The sequence below is a fragment of the Ruminococcus flavefaciens MA2007 genome (assembly GCF_000621845.1).
Taxonomy (GTDB): domain Bacteria; phylum Bacillota; class Clostridia; order Oscillospirales; family Ruminococcaceae; genus Ruminococcus; species Ruminococcus flavefaciens_E.
The window spans coordinates 1-18859 of sequence record NZ_JHXF01000007.1 but is presented as its reverse complement, the minus strand read 5'-3'; the positions used below and the strand labels follow the sequence as shown (position 1 = coordinate 18859).

General features: G+C 43.5%; 16 protein-coding genes and 2 tRNA genes. 15 read left to right on the top strand and 3 right to left on the bottom strand.

The features are described 5' to 3' along the window. Positions 1-97: 97 nt before the first annotated feature. From T497_RS0103330 to T497_RS0103310, 5 genes are read left to right on the top strand one after another with little or no spacing between them, the layout of a single operon-like run. On the top strand, positions 98-868 hold the full coding sequence (locus T497_RS0103330; RefSeq protein WP_028514388.1) for a TraX family protein: 771 nt from the start codon (positions 98-100) through the stop codon (positions 866-868). A gap of 22 nt (positions 869-890) precedes the next feature. Next, positions 891-2219 carry a ribosome biogenesis GTPase Der gene (der, locus tag T497_RS0103325; RefSeq protein ID WP_028514387.1) on the top strand — a complete coding sequence of 443 codons (1329 nt, stop codon included), beginning with the start codon at positions 891-893 and terminating at the stop codon, positions 2217-2219. Further along, a complete protein-coding gene (gene plsY, locus T497_RS0103320) occupies positions 2219-2899 on the top strand; it encodes a glycerol-3-phosphate 1-O-acyltransferase PlsY (RefSeq protein ID WP_051530499.1) in 681 nt (226 codons plus the stop codon). The genes der and plsY overlap by 1 nt, the downstream gene beginning before the upstream one ends. 23 nt (positions 2900-2922) lie before the next feature. Continuing rightward, the gene (locus T497_RS0103315) at positions 2923-3915 is read left to right on the top strand and encodes an NAD(P)H-dependent glycerol-3-phosphate dehydrogenase (RefSeq protein WP_028514385.1); all 993 of its coding nucleotides are present in this window, start codon (positions 2923-2925) and stop codon (positions 3913-3915) included. Positions 3916-3941: 26 nt separating this feature from the next. Continuing rightward, a complete protein-coding gene (locus T497_RS0103310; protein ID WP_028514384.1) occupies positions 3942-5480 on the top strand; it encodes an asparagine synthetase B family protein in 1539 nt (512 codons plus the stop codon). Positions 5481-5575: 95 nt separating this feature from the next. On the opposite strand, the gene spo0A is transcribed toward T497_RS0103310, so the two are convergent. After that, a complete protein-coding gene (gene spo0A, locus T497_RS0103305; RefSeq protein ID WP_028514383.1) occupies positions 5576-6322 on the bottom strand; it encodes a sporulation transcription factor Spo0A in 747 nt (248 codons plus the stop codon). Between the two features lie 252 nt (positions 6323-6574). On the opposite strand from spo0A, the gene T497_RS0103300 reads away from it, so the two are divergent. The 8 genes from T497_RS0103300 (at position 6575) to T497_RS0103265 (ending at position 14194) form a co-directional block, all read left to right on the top strand. Next, positions 6575-6659: transfer RNA gene (locus tag T497_RS0103300), tRNA-Leu, on the top strand. A 32-nt stretch (positions 6660-6691) separates the two neighbouring features. Beyond that, a tRNA-Ser gene (locus T497_RS0103295) sits at positions 6692-6780 on the top strand. 395 nt (positions 6781-7175) lie between these two features. Continuing rightward, positions 7176-7790, top strand: a complete 615-nt coding sequence (locus T497_RS0103290) for a TetR/AcrR family transcriptional regulator (protein WP_028514382.1) — start codon at positions 7176-7178, stop codon at positions 7788-7790. A 92-nt stretch (positions 7791-7882) separates the two neighbouring features. After that, positions 7883-9646 (top strand): ABC transporter ATP-binding protein, encoded by a 1764-nt coding sequence (locus tag T497_RS0103285; RefSeq protein WP_028514381.1) that lies wholly within the window; start codon positions 7883-7885, stop codon positions 9644-9646. Continuing rightward, the gene (locus tag T497_RS0103280; RefSeq protein ID WP_028514380.1) at positions 9639-11375 is read left to right on the top strand and encodes an ABC transporter ATP-binding protein; all 1737 of its coding nucleotides are present in this window, start codon (positions 9639-9641) and stop codon (positions 11373-11375) included. Before T497_RS0103285 ends, T497_RS0103280 begins: the two co-directional genes overlap by 8 nt. Before the next feature lie 28 nt (positions 11376-11403). After that, positions 11404-11994 (top strand): MptD family putative ECF transporter S component, encoded by a 591-nt coding sequence (locus tag T497_RS0103275; protein ID WP_028514379.1) that lies wholly within the window; start codon positions 11404-11406, stop codon positions 11992-11994. After that, the gene (locus T497_RS0103270) at positions 11994-12695 is read left to right on the top strand and encodes an energy-coupling factor transporter transmembrane component T (protein WP_242839964.1); all 702 of its coding nucleotides are present in this window, start codon (positions 11994-11996) and stop codon (positions 12693-12695) included. Before T497_RS0103275 ends, T497_RS0103270 begins: the two co-directional genes overlap by 1 nt. Positions 12696-12721: 26 nt before the next feature. Next, positions 12722-14194: an ABC transporter ATP-binding protein gene (locus T497_RS0103265; protein WP_242839963.1), complete on the top strand. Its 1473-nt coding sequence runs from the start codon at positions 12722-12724 to the stop codon at positions 14192-14194. Positions 14195-14250: 56 nt separating this feature from the next. On the opposite strand, the gene T497_RS0103260 is transcribed toward T497_RS0103265, so the two are convergent. Together T497_RS0103260 and T497_RS0103255 are read right to left on the bottom strand one after the other, a co-directional pair. Beyond that, a complete protein-coding gene (locus T497_RS0103260) occupies positions 14251-14850 on the bottom strand; it encodes a recombinase family protein (protein WP_028514376.1) in 600 nt (199 codons plus the stop codon). Positions 14851-14968: 118 nt separating this feature from the next. Continuing rightward, positions 14969-15169 (bottom strand): hypothetical protein, encoded by a 201-nt coding sequence (locus tag T497_RS0103255; protein WP_028514375.1) that lies wholly within the window; start codon positions 15167-15169, stop codon positions 14969-14971. A gap of 275 nt (positions 15170-15444) precedes the next feature. On the opposite strand from T497_RS0103255, the gene T497_RS0103250 reads away from it, so the two are divergent. Next, entirely contained in the window at positions 15445-17781 is a 2337-nt protein-coding gene (locus T497_RS0103250) for a dockerin type I repeat-containing protein (protein WP_028514374.1), read from the top strand. Between the two features lie 813 nt (positions 17782-18594). Further along, the coding region (locus T497_RS0103245) for a transposase (RefSeq protein WP_028514373.1) at positions 18595-18859 on the top strand (265 nt) is incomplete at its 3' end.

The window sequence follows — 18859 nt, the reverse complement described above, 5'->3', positions numbered from 1 at the left end:
GGAAGAAAAAACGTATTATCGAAGAATTTCAGCAGATATTCCTCGACAATACTGCGTTTCAGAGCTGAATAACGTGTATCAGCTCACAGGGGGGAATATGGAAAAGAGCAGACTTAAAGTCATAAACCGCGACGTGATAAAGTATATCATCATATTTTTCATGTTCTGGGGACATCTTTTCGCATGGCTGAGCATTGATGATACGCCGCCTGACGGACTTTTTGCCGATTGTCCCTTTTGGCAGAGGATATTCATTCGGCTTAGTCTGATGACTCCGCCTGTAATGTTCTTTTTCATTGCCGACGGCTACAAATACACTCGCTCTGTTAAGAAATACGCACAGAGGCTTTTTATTTTTGCCTGTATAACGCAGGTCCCGTTCACTATTTTGTGGGGACCTATAACGGGCTGGTGGGGCGCAAACATCATGTTCACCCTGTTTTTCAGCCTGCTTGCTTTATGCGCATGGGAGAGCCATTTCAAGCTCTGGCAGCGTATCGCCCTTATAGTGCTTATATGCGGCGTTACTACAGCTCTTGTGTCCGAGTGGTTCATATTCGGACCGCTTATAGTGCTGGGGCTCCATATCTTCCGTGAAAAGCCGAAGGCAAGGCTGATATGGTATGCTTCTGTCTGGGCAGTATATATCCTCGTATCGGAGATACCGCTGTATTTTGAGGGATTCTCGCTTATAAAGCTCGAATCGACAGCTATGCATATATTCGATTTTGCGGCGGCATATGCCCTTATGACAGTGTTCTACAACGGCAGAAAGGGAAGATTCCCTAAGTTTTCAAAGTGGTTTTTCTATATATTCTATCCTGCCCATTTATGGCTGGCAGTGATACTGAGACTTGTTTTGAAGTAAAGAGAGAAAGGAGAGCAATACAATGTCATTACCGATAGTTGCAGTTGTTGGACGTCCTAATGTAGGAAAGTCCACACTTTTCAACAAGCTTATCGGACAGCGCTTATCTATCGTAGAGGATACCCCCGGCGTTACAAGAGACCGTATCTATTCTAAGTGCGAGTGGCGCGGCAAGGAGTTCATGGTGGTGGATACTGGCGGTATCGAGCCCGAAAGCAATGATGTTATCCTTGCGCAGATGAGAAGACAGTCGGAGCTTGCTATCGAAAAGGCTGACGTTATCGTGTTTGTAACGGATATCAAATGCGGAGTTACCGCTGACGACTATGCCGTGGCACAAATGCTCCTTAAAAGCGGCAAGCCCATAGTTCTTGCTGTAAATAAAGTCGATAATCTCGGAGATCCTCCGCTGGAGCTCTACGAGTTCTATAATCTGGGACTTGGCGATCCCTATCCCATATCCTCTGTTCACGGTCACGGCACAGGCGATATGCTGGACAAGGTGTATGAGAGCCTGCCTGACGGTAAAGAGACTGACTACGGCGAGGATCACATCAAGGTAGCCGTTATCGGTAAGCCAAACGCAGGAAAGTCCTCGCTTATCAACAAGATAGCAGGCGAGGAGCGCGTTATCGTTTCCGATATCGCAGGAACTACCCGTGATTCAACAGATACCGTTATCAATAACGAGTACGGCAATTTCGTATTCATTGATACAGCAGGTATCCGCAAGAAGTCCAAGGTCACAGAAAAAGTCGAGCACTACAGCGTGCTTCGTGCTTATATGGCTGTTGACCGCGCTGACGTGTGCGTAATTATGCTTGACGCAGCCGAGGGCTTCACAGAGCAGGATTCCAAGGTTGCAGGCTATGCTCATGAGCAGGGAAAAGCCTGCGTTGTAGCTGTAAACAAGTGGGACCTCATCGAAAAGGACGACAAGACCATGCAGGAGTACAGAACTAAGCTGGAAAATGATTTCAGCTTTATGTCATACGTACCCTTTGTGTTCATATCCGCTAAGACAGGACAGCGTATCAACAAGCTCTATGAGCTCATCAAGTACGTTTATGAGCAGAACAGCATGAGAATATCAACGGGTATGCTCAATGACGTCCTTGCATACGCTACCACAAGAGTTCAGCCCCCGTCGGACAAGGGCAGAAGACTGAAGATATACTATATGACGCAGCCCTCTACAAAGCCTCCGACATTCGTTACCTTTGTAAACAGGGCAGACCTTTTCCACTTCTCATACAGAAGATACATTGAAAATCAAATACGCTCAACATTCGGACTTGAGGGAACTCCTGTTCGCTTTATCGTCCGTGAGAGGGGAGGAAATGATAAATAATGAAGGTGTTTTTCTCAATTATCGTCGCCGCAGGTCTTGGCTATTTCCTCGGCAGTATAAATTTCTCTATCATCGTCGTAAGAATGATGACAGGCAGAGATATCCGCGATATGGGCAGTAAAAATGCAGGACTTACCAATACTCTCAGATGTGCGGGCAAGCCCAGTGCGCTTCTTACTCTCATAGGAGACCTCTTAAAAGGCGTAGTGGCAGTTTTCCTTGCAAGAGGCTTCTGTCATCTTCTCCATGCAGGAATGCTCCCCGGCAATGATACACACTATATCGGCTATATAGCAGGCTTATTTGCAATAATAGGTCATGTTTTCCCCATATATTACGGATTCAAGGGCGGAAAGGGCGTACTTGTGGGCGCGGCTTCGTTTTTAGCTGTCGACTACAAGGTGTTTCTTGCACTTCTGGCTATTTTCGTTGTTATTCTTGCAATTTCCAAGTATGTTTCACTTGCTTCAATAATTTCGACAGCATACTGCCCGCTGGCAACACTGCTGATGTCATGGATAGTTGACGGCTATTCATTCGGAAGAAGCTGTCTGTATATGCTTCTTTCACTGCCAATGGCGGCAATGGTAATATTCATGCACCGCTCAAATATCCAGAGACTTATTGACGGAAATGAGAATAAATTCACATTCAACACCATAGATATAGGCAGAGAATGATTTATCGTAAGGAGTGATCTTCTATGGCAAAAATAGTTATACTCGGTTCGGGCGGTTTCGGTCTTGCACTGGCAATAATGGCTGAACACTGCGGAAAACATGATGTTACAGTATGGTCGAAGTTCCAGTCGGAAATAGATGATATCCGCTCTCACGGCGAGCACGTTCAGAAGCTCCCGGGAGTACCTATCTCCGAGAGTATTGCCCTTACAAGCGATATCTCTTGTATCAGGGGCTGTGATATGCTTGTATTCGGTATCCCGTCATCATTTGTCCGCAGCGTGGCAAAGGAGGCTGCTCCCTACTGTGACGACCATATGGTCATTGTCAATACAGGCAAGGGACTTGAAGAGGGAAGCCTTAAAACTCTCAGCGAGGTCATACGCGAGGAGATACCTACCGAAAAAATGGTAGTTCTCTCAGGACCGTCTCATGCTGAGGAAGTTGCAAGATGTGTTCCTACAACTGTAGTTGCTGCATCTGAGAATCACGACGCTGCTGAGTACGTTCAGCGTGAATTCGGCAATAACTTCATGAGAATATATCTCAATGACGATGTAAAGGGCTGCGAGATAGGCGGAGCTCTCAAGAATATCATCGCTCTCTGCGTTGGCATATGCGACGGTCTGGGCTACGGTGACAACACCAAGGCTGCCCTTATGACCAGAGGTATCCACGAGATAGCTCGTCTCGGCAAGGCGGCAGGCGCCAAGCCTATAACCTTCAGCGGACTTACAGGCATTGGCGACCTTATCGTTACCTGTACAAGTATGCACAGCCGCAACAGACGTGCAGGCATACTTATCGGTCAGGGAGTTTCTCCCGAGGAGGCTGTTGAGCGCGTTGGCACAGTTGAGGGCTATTTCTGCTGCAAGGCTGCATACGACCTTTCAAAGCGTCTTGGCGTGGAGCTGCCTATCACAGAGCAGCTTAACGAGGTGCTTTTCAACGGCGGAGACGTCAGAGACGCACTTGGCGCACTTATGAACCGTCCCCTTATCTACGAAGAAATATAAGCTACACTATTACGAGGTGAATTAAATTGATTAATATCTGCGATTACAGAGGTCATATCAGAAACTGGAGAGGTCTTTGCAAGGAATTAGGCATTGATGATACACTTTCCCGTGAAGAGCGTGAAAAGGCTATTATCGTCAAGGCTTACGAAAAATGGGGCAGGGAAATGGCAGACCATTTCTACGGAATGTTCGCATTTGCTCTCTATGATACCGAGAAAGACAAGTATTTCTGCCTTAGAGACCAGTTCGGCACAAAGCCTTTCTATTACTATATCACAGCCGATAACAAGCTCCTCTGCGGAACAAATATCAGTAAGATAATCGGTCAGGAGGGCTTCGTCAAGGAGCTCAATGTGGATATGCTCCAGATATACATGACACTGACCTATGTTGCAGGAGAGGATACGTTCTTCAAGGGCGTGAAGAAGCTCATGCCGGGACATTGGCTGGAATTCGAGGGCGGAAAGCTGACAGTTCAGCGTTACTGGACTCCAACATTCAAGCCCGACGAGAGCAAGTCTCTTGACGACTGGGCAAACGAGATACATGATACTCTGACAAAGATATTCCCCGAGGTCAAGGACGATGACGAGGTTGCAGAGTCATTCCTTTCGGGCGGCGTTGATTCATCTTACGTGCTTGCAATGAGCGACGCTAAGAGAGCCGATTCATGCGGTTATGACGAGGAAAGATTCGACGAGTCAAGAGTTGCCGCCAAGACTGCGGAGCTCCTTAACGTCGAGCACAGCGTTGCAAATATCCAGCCAAAGGACTTCTTTGATATCGTTCCTTTCGTTATGTACAATATGGAGCAGCCTTTAGGCGATGCTTCTGCTATAGTATTCACTCTCGGCTGCAAGGCTACTGCCGAGCATACAAAGCTCTGCTACTCGGGCGAGGGCGCTGACGAGTTCTTCGGCGGCTACAATATGTACCGCAATGCCGAGCGCTACGGCGACAACCTCAAAACCTTCTATGTGGGCAATACCAATATCATGAAGGAAGAGGAAAAGCAGAAGATACTCAAACACTACGATCCCAATGTGCTCCCCATAAACCTTGTGAAGTATATCTACGATGAGACAGAGGGACTTGATCCGCTGACAAAGATGTCCGATGTGGATATCCAGATATGGCTTGAGGGAGATATTTACCTCAATGTCGACAAGATGAGCACAGCCTGCGGTCTGGAGATCCGTATGCCCCTCACAGACAGAAGAATATTCGATATTGCTTCGCGTATGCCTTCAAAGTACAAGGTGAACGAGGAGCAGAACAAGGTGGCATTCAGAACCGCTGCTGCAAAGGTTCTCCCCGAGGAGATCGCTTTCAGAAAGAAGCTGGGCTTTATAGTTCCTGTAAGGATATGGCTTGCTGACGAGCGCTATAATGCAGATGTACGCGCTAAGTTCAACAGCGATATGGCTGCACAGTTCTTTGATGTCGACGAGATAAACGCTATCTATAAGGACTATGTGGGCGGAAACTCCGATAACTGGCGCAAGGTCTGGACAATTTATACATTCCTTGTATGGTATGAGGAGTACTTCGTAAAGAGATAATGAAAAAAAGCCCTCTGTGCTTCAAAACACAGAGGGTTTCTCATGGATAATAAAACAGTCACAGCGGAGAGAGGAGTTGTGACCGGAATAATCGCTTACGCTAATTTCAGCTGAAGTCTTATCTTATCCGTTACAAGTGCTATGAATTCCGAATTTGTGGGACGTCCGCGGTAATTGTCGATAGTATATCCGAAAAAGCTGTTTATTACCTCGGAATCGCCTCTGTCCCATGCTATTTCGATAGCGTGACGGATAGCTCGTTCAACGCGAGATGAAGTGGTGTCGTACTTCTGTGCCACACAAGGGTAAAGAAGCTTGGTTACACATTCCATGAGCCTGCTGTCCTCAATTGCACTGAGTATAGCTGTACGAAGATAGTGGTAGCCCTTTATATGAGCAGGTACGCCAAGCTTCTGTATTATCTCTGTGACCATTATTTCAGTATCGGTACAGGTGCTTGTAAAGGGAATCGTGCATACGGATTTGATTATTGATGGCAGACTCTGTACATCATACGGTCTTGTAAGATAATATGATGCCCCGTTTTCCAAAACCTGACGCTCGATGAAGTTGTTCTGGATATCAGATACGATAATGAAAGCAGGTATCTTTACAAGTGTCCCTTTGACGCGCTCCATAAGGCATATGGCATCAGTGTCCTGTAGAGTGAGGTCGATAATGACAGCATCAGGGACGTCATTGATTATGGAATCAAGTATCGCTCTGCTGTTTTTCTTTCGGGTAAACGCTGTTATGTCGTTTTCCCTGAGTATTGCAGCTGCTTTTACTCCGTTTGATGCTGAATCGTCACCGATCAATACTTTGATTCGTTTGTTTTCCATAGTTTAGGTTTAACTCCTTTTCTTTTAATCTACAAACACATTGTACATCACTTTTAAAGTTTTTTCAAGGGGTGTTTTTAGCGTAAAATGTCGAAAATCAAGAAAATTTATGAGTGATTATTTTAATTTATTATTCCTTGACTAAATTGAAGACTTTTTGTTATATGAAACGCCTTATTTTGTAATATGATAAATATATATTGAAGCCTATTGACTTTTTTTTCGATTTGCTGTATAATATTAAAGTACTTTGCGAGTGTGCTGGAATAGGCAGACAGGCACGTTTGAGGGGCGTGTGTCGAGAGACGTATGGGTTCAAGTCCCATTACTCGCACCAAGGGAGACTTTTTCTAAGTCTCCTATATATATGGACAGATGGCTGAGCTGGTCTAAGGCGCACGACTGGAACTCGTGTATACGTTAATAGCGTATCGAGGGTTCGAATCCCTCTCTGTCCGCTCTTTTAAAGAAGCCTGTATTTCGAGGAAAACACCGAAATACAGGCTTTTCTCTTACCTGTATGAAACAGTTTTAAATGCATTTTTGCAGATTCGTGTGACTAATTTACAGTCAAAAATCACACAAAATCACACGAAAATCACACGACATTTACGGTGGTACAATGCTTGAATAATGCCAGCTCCTTACGGAGCTGGTTTTTCTTATATTCATGACTCTTCACATGTTAAAAAGTACGAAAGATAAAAGCAGACTAATTTAAAAAATATTAAAAACGGTGAAAAACGAAAGATAAGAGAATAAGCATTGAAATCTGCTTGACAAATGATAGAGAACGGTGTATACTAACAATGTTGGTGTACACTGTTCATTTACTGCTCAGGGAGGTGAATTAATGCCGAGAGACAAAACGCAGAGCCATGAAAGGATCATTGAGGCTGCCAAAAAAGAGTTTATGCAGTACGGCTTTACAGATGCTTCACTCCGAAGAATAGCAGCCGAGGCAGGTATCCAGGTGGGCGGTCTTTATAAGCATTTCGGGAGCAAGGAAGAAATGTTTGCATCGCTGGTTGAGCCTACGATAGAAGGGCTGATGGAGTGCTTTCACGGGATAGAGGACGATTATTTCGGTGAGATAGGCAAGGTTGCAGCTGAATCAATATGGGATAATAAGATGGAAACTGTCCGGTTTATGGAATACATCTACGATCATTTTGACGAGTTCAAGCTGATCGTTTGCAGATCTCAGGGTACAAAATATGAGAACTTCACTCATGACATAGCAAAGCTTGAGGAAGAAGTTACGATCAGATATATGAATGCACTGAAGAAAAGCGGAATTGCTGTCAATGACATAAACGAAAAAGAATTTCATCTGCTCGTGACGGCAAGTGTTGAAGCGATTCTTCAGGCAGTTATACACGATTTCACCAAAGATGAAGCCATACACTACGCTCATACACTTGAAAAGTTTTATCTTCCGGCATGGAAGTCGCTGTTTGGTCTTTAATAATTAAGTCAAGGGAAGCGTTTATCTGCGTTTCCCTATAAAACAATACATCTGTTAGCTTTTGCAAACGTATATGGAGGCGAATTTTAGTAATGAAAAAGAAACGCAGTCTATTATCCTGGGTAATTGAATTTGCAGGAAGAAAGAAAAGCTATTTCGGAGGAAGTGTTGTGCTTGCTATCTTTGGCGTAGCTGCATCATTTATCCCCTATCTTATCATGGCTGATATTGTAGAAGAACTTCTTGGTGGCAACAGAGAATGGGAATATTACTTGAAGCAAACGCTGCTTATGGGAGTATTCTGGGTAATAAGAATAACTCTGCATTCATTCTCTACTTCATTATCTCATGTGGCAACTTTTAATGTGCTGGGCAGCATCAGAAAACAGCTCTGTGAAAAGTTGTCAAGGATACCGCTCGGCTCGGTGCTGGATGACAACAGCGGAAGCTACAAGAACATTATCGTGGACAGAGTGGATTCAATGGAGACCACGCTTGCACATATCGTTCCTGAGTTTACGGCAAATCTCCTTCTCCCTGTCATCATGTTTATCTATCTGCTTAGTCTTGACTGGAGGTTAGGTTTAGCTAATATAGTAGGTGCATTAATTGGCCTTATATGCGCTGCAATCATGTTTTCAAGGAGCAAAGGCGGATATGAATTATCCGTTGAAAAGACCAAAAAGCTCAATGATACCGCTGTTGAGTATATCAATGGTATAGAGGTCATCAAAGCGTTCGGAAAGACAGGCAGCTCTTATAAAAAATTCGTAACAGCTGCAAGAGAAGGTGCTGATGTTTTCATTGACTGGATGCGCCGGTGCATCTGGCCGCAGTCGGGAACTATGGCGTTTCTGCCAGCAACATTTTTAGGCGTTCTGCCGATTGGTTTGCTGCTAGTAAAGAACAGCTCGCTGACTGCTGCGGACTTCATTACAGGTATCATTCTCTCGGCAGGACTGATAACACCGCTTGTGGTCGCATTTTCTTATATGGACGATATTCTGAAAATGCAAACGATCTTCGGCGAAGTAACTGAGATCATCGAACGTGAAGACATGGTAAGACCGACAGAGCTGAAAAAGAAGCCTGTCGGCTCGGACATAAAGCTCTCCGACGTGAGATTTACATACAAGGACAAGGAAGTGCTGCACGGTATCAATATGGAGATCAAACAAGGTGAGATCGCTGCAATCGTAGGTCCGTCGGGTTCGGGCAAGAGCACTATCGCAAGGCTTATCGACTCGCTGTGGGATACTGATTCGGGCGATATCACATACGGTGGAGTGAACATCAGAGAGCTGCCCCTTGATTACTACATGGCGCAGATATCATATGTGGCGCAGGATAACTACCTTTTCGATATGTCCATCATGGAAAATATCAGGCTCGGCAGAGCGGGCGCAACTGACGAAGACGTTATAAATGCGGCTAAAGCATCGGGCTGTAATGAGTTTATCATGGGGCTTGAAAACGGTTATGATACTGTAGTCGGCGGCGCAGGCGGACATCTTTCCGGCGGCGAGCTCCAGAGAATTTGTATTGCAAGAGCGATGCTCAAAAATGCGCCTGTAGTCATACTTGATGAAGCGACCGCATACACCGACCCCGAAAACGAAGCTCTTGTGCAGGCGAGCGTTGCAAAGCTTGTACAGGGCAGGACACTTATCGTTATCGCCCACCGTCTTTCGACTATCGTAGACGCAGATAAGATATTTGTCGTAAATAAGGGAAATATCGAGGCTTGCGGTACACAGCGTGAGCTGCTTGAAAACTGTGAGCTTTACAGAAAAATGTGGGAAGCGCACAGTATGGTCAGAGATAACGACAACGGAAAGGAGAACGCATATGCTTGAGATGATAAAAAAGTTCTTTGGGTTTTGCAGTGAAAAGAACAGAAGAAAATTCTACAAGGCTATCGTGCTTGGTGTCATTGAAGCAATGTTCACCGCCATGAAGATTCCAGCCGCATTTGTTGCCATAAAAGCGGTTCTTGACGATAATATCGACACAAAGGCGATACTGACCGTAATAGGTCTGATGCTGATAAGCACACTCGGCAAGACAGTCATAAGCCGCTTTTCCACGATGCTTCAGACAGAGGGCGGATATGATACTGCCGCACTAAAAAGAATAGAGATCGGCGAACATCTTCGTTATCTGCCTATGGGTTACTTCAATGATACAAGTCTCGGACATATCACTTCGGTCGCTACAAACACAATGGAGCAGATGGGAGACATTGCTACCCGTGCGATCATGCTGGTATTGCAAGGCAGCATCACGACTGTGGTCATTGCACTTTTCATGTTTGCGTTTGACATCCGTATCGGGTTTATCTCGCTGGCAGGCATAGGCGTTTTTATTCTGGTCAATCAGTGGACAAACCGCAGTGTCGCAAGGGTAGCCGATGAAAAGATCTCTGCTGACAGGGAAATGGTCGGCGTGATACTGGAATACATTCAGGGAATATCGGAGATAAGGAATTATAATATCATCGCTCTTAATCAGTCGAAGCTCAAAAACTCTATTGAGCGCAAAAAAAACGCTGATATCTCTGCCGAGCTTGCGGCGATACCTGCCGTTGGAGTTCAGAATCTCATCTGCAAGCTGATTGGTGTTGCGATAGCGGGAGCATCGGTCTACTTTTACCTGAACGGAAGTATGGAGCTTGTGTATACTATTACAATGCTGCTGTGTTCCTTCATGGTATTTGAGTCGCTGGATTCAGCAGGTATTTATACAGCCTTGCTCCGTGTTATCGGCAAAGGCGTTGATCTGGCATCTGAGATACTTGACATCGAGCAAATGGATACTGACGGTGAAAACATCACCCCCAAGAACAGGGACATTCGCCTTGACCATGTCAGCTTTGCTTACGAAAACAGAAAGATCATTGACGATGTATCGCTTGAGATAAAGGAAAATACAACCACCGCTATCGTAGGACCGTCCGGCGGTGGAAAGACTACCATAACATCTCTTATTTCCCGTTTCTGGGATGTTCAGGAGGGGCAGGTCACGCTTGGCGGCAGGAATGTCAAAGATTACAGCTTCGACAGCCTTATGGAAAATTTCAGCTTTGTTTTTCAGCGTGTATACCTTTTTGAGGATACTATCGCCAATAATATCCGTTTCGGCAGACCGGAAGCGTCTTTGGAGGAAGTGCAAGAAGCCGCAAAGAAAGCCGCCTGTCACGATTTCATTATGTCTCTTCCAAACGGCTATGATACAGTTATCGGCGAGGGCGGTGCAACCCTTTCGGGTGGCGAAAAGCAAAGGCTTGCCATTGCCCGTGCGATAATGAAGGACGCACCTATTATCATACTTGATGAGGCGACTGCAAACGTTGATCCCGAAAACGAAAAGGAACTTACAGAAGCCATAGAGAACCTGACAAAGCATAAAACTATCATCATGATCGCTCACAGGCTCAAAACTGTGCGTAATGCCGATCAGATCATCGTTGTGGACAAGGGGCGCATAGTTCAGCAGGGACGGCATGAAGAACTTATGGCACAGGAGGGCATCTACAAGAACTTCATCAGCGGCAGGAAACAGGCGGTAAGCTGGAAACTGGCGTAACCGCAAAAACGATAAGGAGAGTTTAATAATGAATGATAAGAAATTACAGGCAAAAGATTTTATCACAATAGGCATTTTTACAGCGCTTTTGTTCGTTGTAGAATTTGCCTGCGGAATACTGGGATTTATCCACCCTTACATCGTAGCGTCCTATGTCGTGATGATACCATTAGTCGGTTCTATCCCGATGATGCTGTTTTATACGAAGATAGAGAAATTCGGTATGCTGAGCATAATGTCCGTACTACTTGCTATCATCATGTTCGTAACAGGTATGGGGTATCTAGGTGCGCCGCTTATCATTGCCTCAGGTGTGATAGCAGATCTGATTGCAAAATCGGGCGGTTATAAGAGCTTCAAGAAAACAATCATAAGCTATGGTGTTTTCTGTCTGTGGATATGTGCCAACTATTTCCCTGTGGTTGTCTCTGCGGATTCCTACAGAAAGAACCTTATTGACGGCGGTTACTCTGTTGAATACTGCGACAACCTGTTCCGTGCTATTAATTCAAAAACCATAGCTGTATTGCTTGTACTATGTTTTGTATTTGGTTGTGTTGGAGCATTGATCGGAAAGACTATTGTAAAGAAGCATTTTGAGAAAGCAGGTATCGTATAATGAGCCTAAAACTCGACCCGAGAACCAAACTGTACATGATATTTGTGGTATCGGCAGTCGTGATGATGAGCGCTACAACGCCCTTCCTTTGGGCAGTCAGGATCACCATGACCATGATACCGATACTGCTGCTTATCGTTGAAAAGCATTATGCGGCTGCGTTTCGATTTCTGATCTTTTATGGGACAGCATTGCTGTTGACATTCAGGTTCCTTTCCGAACAATCAAAGGGATTTCTGTCGGCTTTTCTGGTAGGCTATTGCAGTATAATAGTACAGTTCATGCCTGCGATGATAACTGCGTGGTATGTGGTGAGGACCACAAAGATCGGCGAATTCGTCTGCGCTATGCAAAAAATGCACATCCCCGATGGCATAACTATCTCCCTTGCGGTCGTCATGCGCTTTTTTCCTACTATCAAGGAAGAATACGCCGCTATCCGTGACGCAATGAAAATGCGTGGTATCATGTTGGGCGGCGGAAACGCCGCAGGTATGATAGAATATCGTCTGATACCGCTGCTGTTTTCATGCGTAAATATCGGTGATGAATTATCCGCAGCCGCTGTTACAAGAGGGCTCGGAGGAAAGGTGAAAAGAACCAGTGTGCAGGTGCTGAAACTGAGCGTGGCAGATTATCTGTTGATGTTTTTCTTCACTGCAGCTCTTGCAATTTTCGTGGCTTCTAAATATATCAGATGATGCAGACGATAGCGGAGATAAACAATGTGACTCATAGGTACAAGGGAGCGGCTGAAAACTCTCTTGACAGCGTTTCCTTGTCGATAAAAAAGGGTGAAACACTTCTTTTGTGCGGTGCATCAGGTTCGGGAAAGACCTCAGTGATACGGCTGTTAAACGGACTTATCCCTCATTACTATCACGGCGATATGACAGGTGATGTCACGGTTAACGGGCTTGACATCGCCCAAACGCAGCTCTATGAGCTTGCAGGCGTTGTGGGCACTGTCTTTCAGAATCCGAGAAGTCAGTTCTTTTCAGTTGATACCGACGGAGAGATCGTATTCGGTCCCGAGAACATCGGGCTTGATCCCAAAGAAATAAACGCAAGGAAAGAGATCATAGCAAAACAGATGAAGCTTGACAAACTTCTCGGCAGAAGCTTATTTGAATTATCCGGCGGCGAAAAGCAAAGGATAGCCTGTGCTTCGGTGGCAGCACTTCTTCCTGAGATCATACTGCTTGACGAACCTTCATCAAACCTTGATATGGAAGCAATCGGAATGCTGCATGACATCGTCTGCGATTGGAAAAGACAAGGAAAGACAATAATCATTTCCGAGCACAGGCTTTGGTATCTGAAAGATTTAGTTGACCGTGTGATTTATATGGAAAAAGGCAAGATTTCCCTTCAGTGGTCAAGCAAGGAATTTGCAGAGCTTTCAGAAACAGAAACCAGATGCCTTGGGCTTCGTCCGACAAGAATCAATGAACACTATCTGGAATTACTCTCAGATCAAGAACATACAGAGTGCAGACAAGCGGATATCTCAGGCGGGATATTGCTGAAGGACTTTCATTTTTCCTATCATCACAAGCCATATCTCCTGTGTAAGAAGAAGTTTACAGCCGCAGACGGTGATGCACTGAGCCTGAGTATTCCTGAGCTGATACTTCCCAAGGGCAAGGTAACTGCTGTTATCGGCAGTAACGGCACAGGAAAATCCACTTTTCTTCGTTGTGTATGCGGACTGGAAAAGGACTGCACGGGCGTTATCATATCAAGCGGAAAGGAATACAGAAAGCGTCAGCGCATCGGTTTTTCATACATGGTCATGCAGGACGTGAACCACCAGCTTTTTACAGACAATGTGGAAAAAGAAGTGCTTCTTTCAATGAAAGATAAAGACGAAAAAAGATGTCACGAGATACTCGATAGGCTCGGTCTGATTGAATATAAAAACACTCATCCGATGGCACTATCCGGCGGTCAGAAACAGCGTGTTGCAATAGCATCTGCAATTGCGGCAGGAGCGGAACTGCTCCTTTTTGATGAGCCGACATCGGGACTTGATTACGCTCATATGGAAAAAGTCGGAGATTTTCTGCGACAGCTTGCGGATTCAGGCATCACTGTGCTTGTTTCAACGCACGATCCTGAGTTTATTGAACAATGCTGTGATTACACACTTCGGATAAAAAAAGGCAGATTGTTTTCATTTCAGGAGCGGAATAGGTAGTTTTCAAATGTCATCATATTCTTTAATTTTGTGCCTCCGTAAATGGAGGCACTTATCTATATTCTGTTGTATAGCCTGTAGTAACATGACTTTGAGATACCAAGCTCGCGCATAGCCTCAACGGGCTTTTTATTTCCGCAACGGACTTCTGCCAATACCTCACGCCAGTTATCAGGCAGAGGTTTTGAAGGGCGCCCGAAGCGGACGTTTTTCTTTTTGGCAGCTTCGATACCTTCACGCTGACGAGCACGTATCTTGTTACGCTCGTTCTCGGCTATAGCTCCAAGAACCTCTATGAGAATAGCATTTATCATCTCGAGTACCCAAGCCTGCTCCGGCGGAAAGTCTGTAAGTGTAGTAGGAATATCCAGTATCTTTACCCGAACTCCCATTTCTTTGAACTGCTCAAGCTCGCGTTTGATGTCAGACTTGTTACGGCTGAGCCTGTCCAATTCTTTGATAACAAGCGTATCTCCCTTACGGAGTATCTGACGTTTGAGATACTGATAGCCCTCACGCTCCGTGTCCTTTCCCGATGCTTTATCGATGATAATGTTCTGTACAGGTACCCCGAACTTCGTAAGTGCTTCGATCTGCCTGTCCTCGTTTTGTTCCCGCGTAGAAACGCGAGCATACCCATATACACGGTTATCCATTTTACCTCCAATCTGTCCCAAAAAGTGGTGGCGACTTTCGGAACGTCTCAAAAGTCAAAACACCACTTTTTGGAACGTTTTTTTAGCCGTTTTTTGAATGTCCCATAAAGTACACTTTTTAGAACACTCCACAGTACTCCTCATATATGCTTTCACCGCACATATACTTTACATCCTTGAGAGCGTCTCGGAGCAGGCTGTGATCTGTGAGCATGTCTTCAATTTCATCACATGTATAGCCGTATTCTAACAAGAGTTCCACGTCCGAGCTGTCAACACCGTAGCATCCACAGTAGGCGAGAAGTATTTCCTCGTGCATGTTATAGTAAGGGAGCTGCTGTTAATTAATAATAAAGTTATCATTCAAAGTTAAAGTATAATGGTTGTTTTTTCGATAAATATGATCGGCAATGCACTCAAAATGTCACCTGACAAAGAGCATCTTTGCGAATATGATTAATTTTTTATAGAAACAATTTAAATATATTTATACAGATATATTACTATGCTTGATAAATTATTGACAAAATTATCGTCTTGATATATAATTTTTGGATAAGGGTATAAGCCCTTAACATGATAGGAGGATTATTTATGTTATTCAAAAAAATGCTCGCAGTATTATCTGCAATCGCTGTTATAGGTACCTGTTCGGTATATAACAGCAGTTCATTCACAGTATCGGCTGAAACCGCAACTGTTTCGGATACTGATGCGGAGACCTGTATGGTAACGGTCTCGATGTCATCTTATTCTGAGCCTATCCCTGAAGATGCCCATATTAAGGCAAAGCTTGTAAGGTCAGGTGAAGAAGATGTTGTTATTGATGAATGGGAACTTACACAGGATGGGGCAAAAGAACTGAAAGGACTTGAATACAGCGAAGATTTCAGTTATAAGATCGTTATTGATGATGTGCCTAAGGATTATGTTCTCCCTAAATCAACAACTGTAATGCTTGATAAAAAAGGAGATAAAGATAATATCATTCTTTGCGGCAGAGATGCAGAACGCGCAGACCGTGAAGAGCGAGGCCTTTTTGACTGTATCGAAATAAATGCAACATCATATTACTATCTTGATTTTGTGTTTTTGAACAGTCTATACACTATCGACGAGCAATATATTGTTGATGAAAACGGGGCAAGATATTGCGGATTAGGCGGAGCAAAGCTTCCCGACGGCCATTATACTGCTTATGTCATTCCAAATCACAACTTAAGATTTGTTCAGCCTAATACTGAAGCAGCAGCAGTTATTATTGATTTTAAGAACGAATTTCATGAACAATTAAGTATGGATTACTTTGAAAGAGATTTTTCAAAGGGATTTGAGTTCGATGTTGTAAACGGAGAAACTGATACCCTTCTGGATTTCTTTTGTGAACAAAAACCTGATATAGCTGATGCTTGCTCTGCTGATATTTCTATTGTTGATAGTGAAACAAAAGAACCTATTGAGGGGATCAAACTTGCACTTAAAAATGATAAAATTTTCAAGAACACTCCTATAATCTGGAACAGCACCAACTCTAATCCTATGTCATTTGATAAATTACTTTGTTTGAAAGGTAATTATGTAGTTAGTCCTGTTAATACGTCAGAACTTTATTACATACCGAACACTACTTTCAGCTTCTCTTCAAAGGGACAGCACAAGAACATAGTTATTGAGGCAAGACGTAAAAAAAATATTGATGTGCCTAAGATAGTTCTTCCTGATGAGGCTCCTGTGCCTATAGATGGCAAGCATTGTGCTGCTACAATTGCAATAATGGACAATGACCGCAAACCTGTTGAAGGTGCAAAAGCAAGAATATACAAAAAAGTAGGTAAAGAAGAAATTGAACTTCTGAATTGGAATGCTGAAGAAGAACCTGTAAAAACTATCAACGACATTGAATTTGATGAAGATGCAAAGTATTATTTAGGTATAAGCGGAGAATCAGATGATTATTACAGATATTCTGATATTCAGCTTGCATTTTATAAAGGCGGAAGTGTAGACAGAGTTGTTCATCCTGTATATCCAATATCTATGAAAAGTGTAGTATGCCAGTGCAAAACTTACAGAATTATTAGTAGCAATGGGTTGGATATTAACAACAACGGATGGGAAGGTATCCAAGTTACTGATATGCAGGGATACAGATATCCATGCATATTAAACCAGATCAAGCTTCCAGACGGAGAATACAGGTTAAAGGCATTTCTTGATTCAAAATATAGGATAGTACAGCCTAATACAGAAATAGAATGGGCAATTCAGGGACACTTCCCATCATATATTAAAGGCTATTTCACAAAGTATTCTGAATACTATGAAGATGGATTCATATTTACAGTAAAGAATGGTGAATGTAATGAGAATATAAATTTCTCTGCCGAAGAAGTTCCGACTTCTAAAAATTCCTGTACAGCTGATATCAAGGTAGTTGATGAAGAAACAGAAGAAACTGTTGACGGCGTTACTGTTGTTATGAATTCAAGGTACAATTATGGATATCTGAGCTGGAATACCTCTGATACACCTGTGATGCACTTTGACTCTATGAGATTCCTTAAAGAAGATTACTGCTTTAAACTGACTAAACTGCCAGAGGGCTATGCATATAAATATGAAGAGCCGAAGATTACTTTCACAAAATATGGTGAACATCAGGATCTTGTTATAAAGCTCAGTAAAACAACAGCTAAAGGCGATGCAAACTGTGACGGCAATATAGATATGTCAGACATTGTTCTTATCATGCAGGCTCTCGCAAATCCTAACAAGTACGGTATTAAAGGTACCGACAGCAGACATCTTACAGATCAGGGTTCTATAAATGCAGATGTTGACACATCAACAGCAGGCATTACAGGAAATGACGCGTTAAAAATACAGAAATTTCTTCTTAAGATCATAAGCAGTCTTGATAAAAGCGAATAAACATGCGGGGATTATTAATACTTCAATAATTGAAAGAGAACAGCTAAAGCAGAAATTGTTTTCAATCTGAATAATTATATTCCACTCAATTATTCCACACGAAAATTATAAAAGGCTATAAATAGGCAAAAACAGTTCTTTAAAAATATTCGAATACCTCTCTGTCCGCTCTTTTAAAGAAGCCTGTATTTCGAGGAAAACACCGAAATACAGGCTTTTCTCTTACCTGTATTAAACAGTTTTAAATGCATTTTTGCAGTCTCGTGTGAAGAAAAAACAGGCATTTTTCACACGAATTCACACGAAATTCACACGAAGAAAAGGCGATATAATGTTATGAAAGAAGCCAGCTCCCGCAAGGGGGCTGGTGTTCTTATCAGTAATAAATCTATAGTTTCCACTTTTACTATCTGGAGTTCCGATTCAAAACGGGCGTGATGATCAGTATTGAAAAGTGAATAGATAGAGCTTTCATACAAAAGTAAAAACTTAGCTATTATAATACTTCAAACAGCTGTCCGAACTGTTTATCATTCTCCTTCAGACAGACAAGGAAATATCTCACCTCAGCCTCTTCGTCTGTAATGGGGACTTGAATGCGGTCTGAACTGTTCCCGAAAAACTCATTTGCAGTATCTGTGCTGAATGACGGGAGGACAGAGGCATTGACGATCTCGTCAAAAGTAAAGCGGTCATTTTGGATCAGAAATCTGGAATGCGGCATCTTTTGAAGTGTTATACTGAAAGAGCAGTCGACAAACACCCAAAAATCTGGTAGAATATAAATAACAAAACCGGAAAAGGAAAACGACTATGAAGTACAGTAAAGAATTCAAAGAAGAAGCATTAAAGCTCTCGGATGAGATTGGACTGAAAAAGGCTGCTCAGCAGTTAGGTATCCAGTATTACACACTATCAGACTGGCGTACAAAGCGAAATGCCGCTGCCAAAGCTAAAAAGTATCAGATGACCGACGATGAAGCAAAACTGCGTATTACGGAGCTTGAGCGTGAAAATGCCGAGCTTCGCAAAGCAAATGATATTCTCAAGGATGCACTCGGTTTTTTCGCAAAAGACC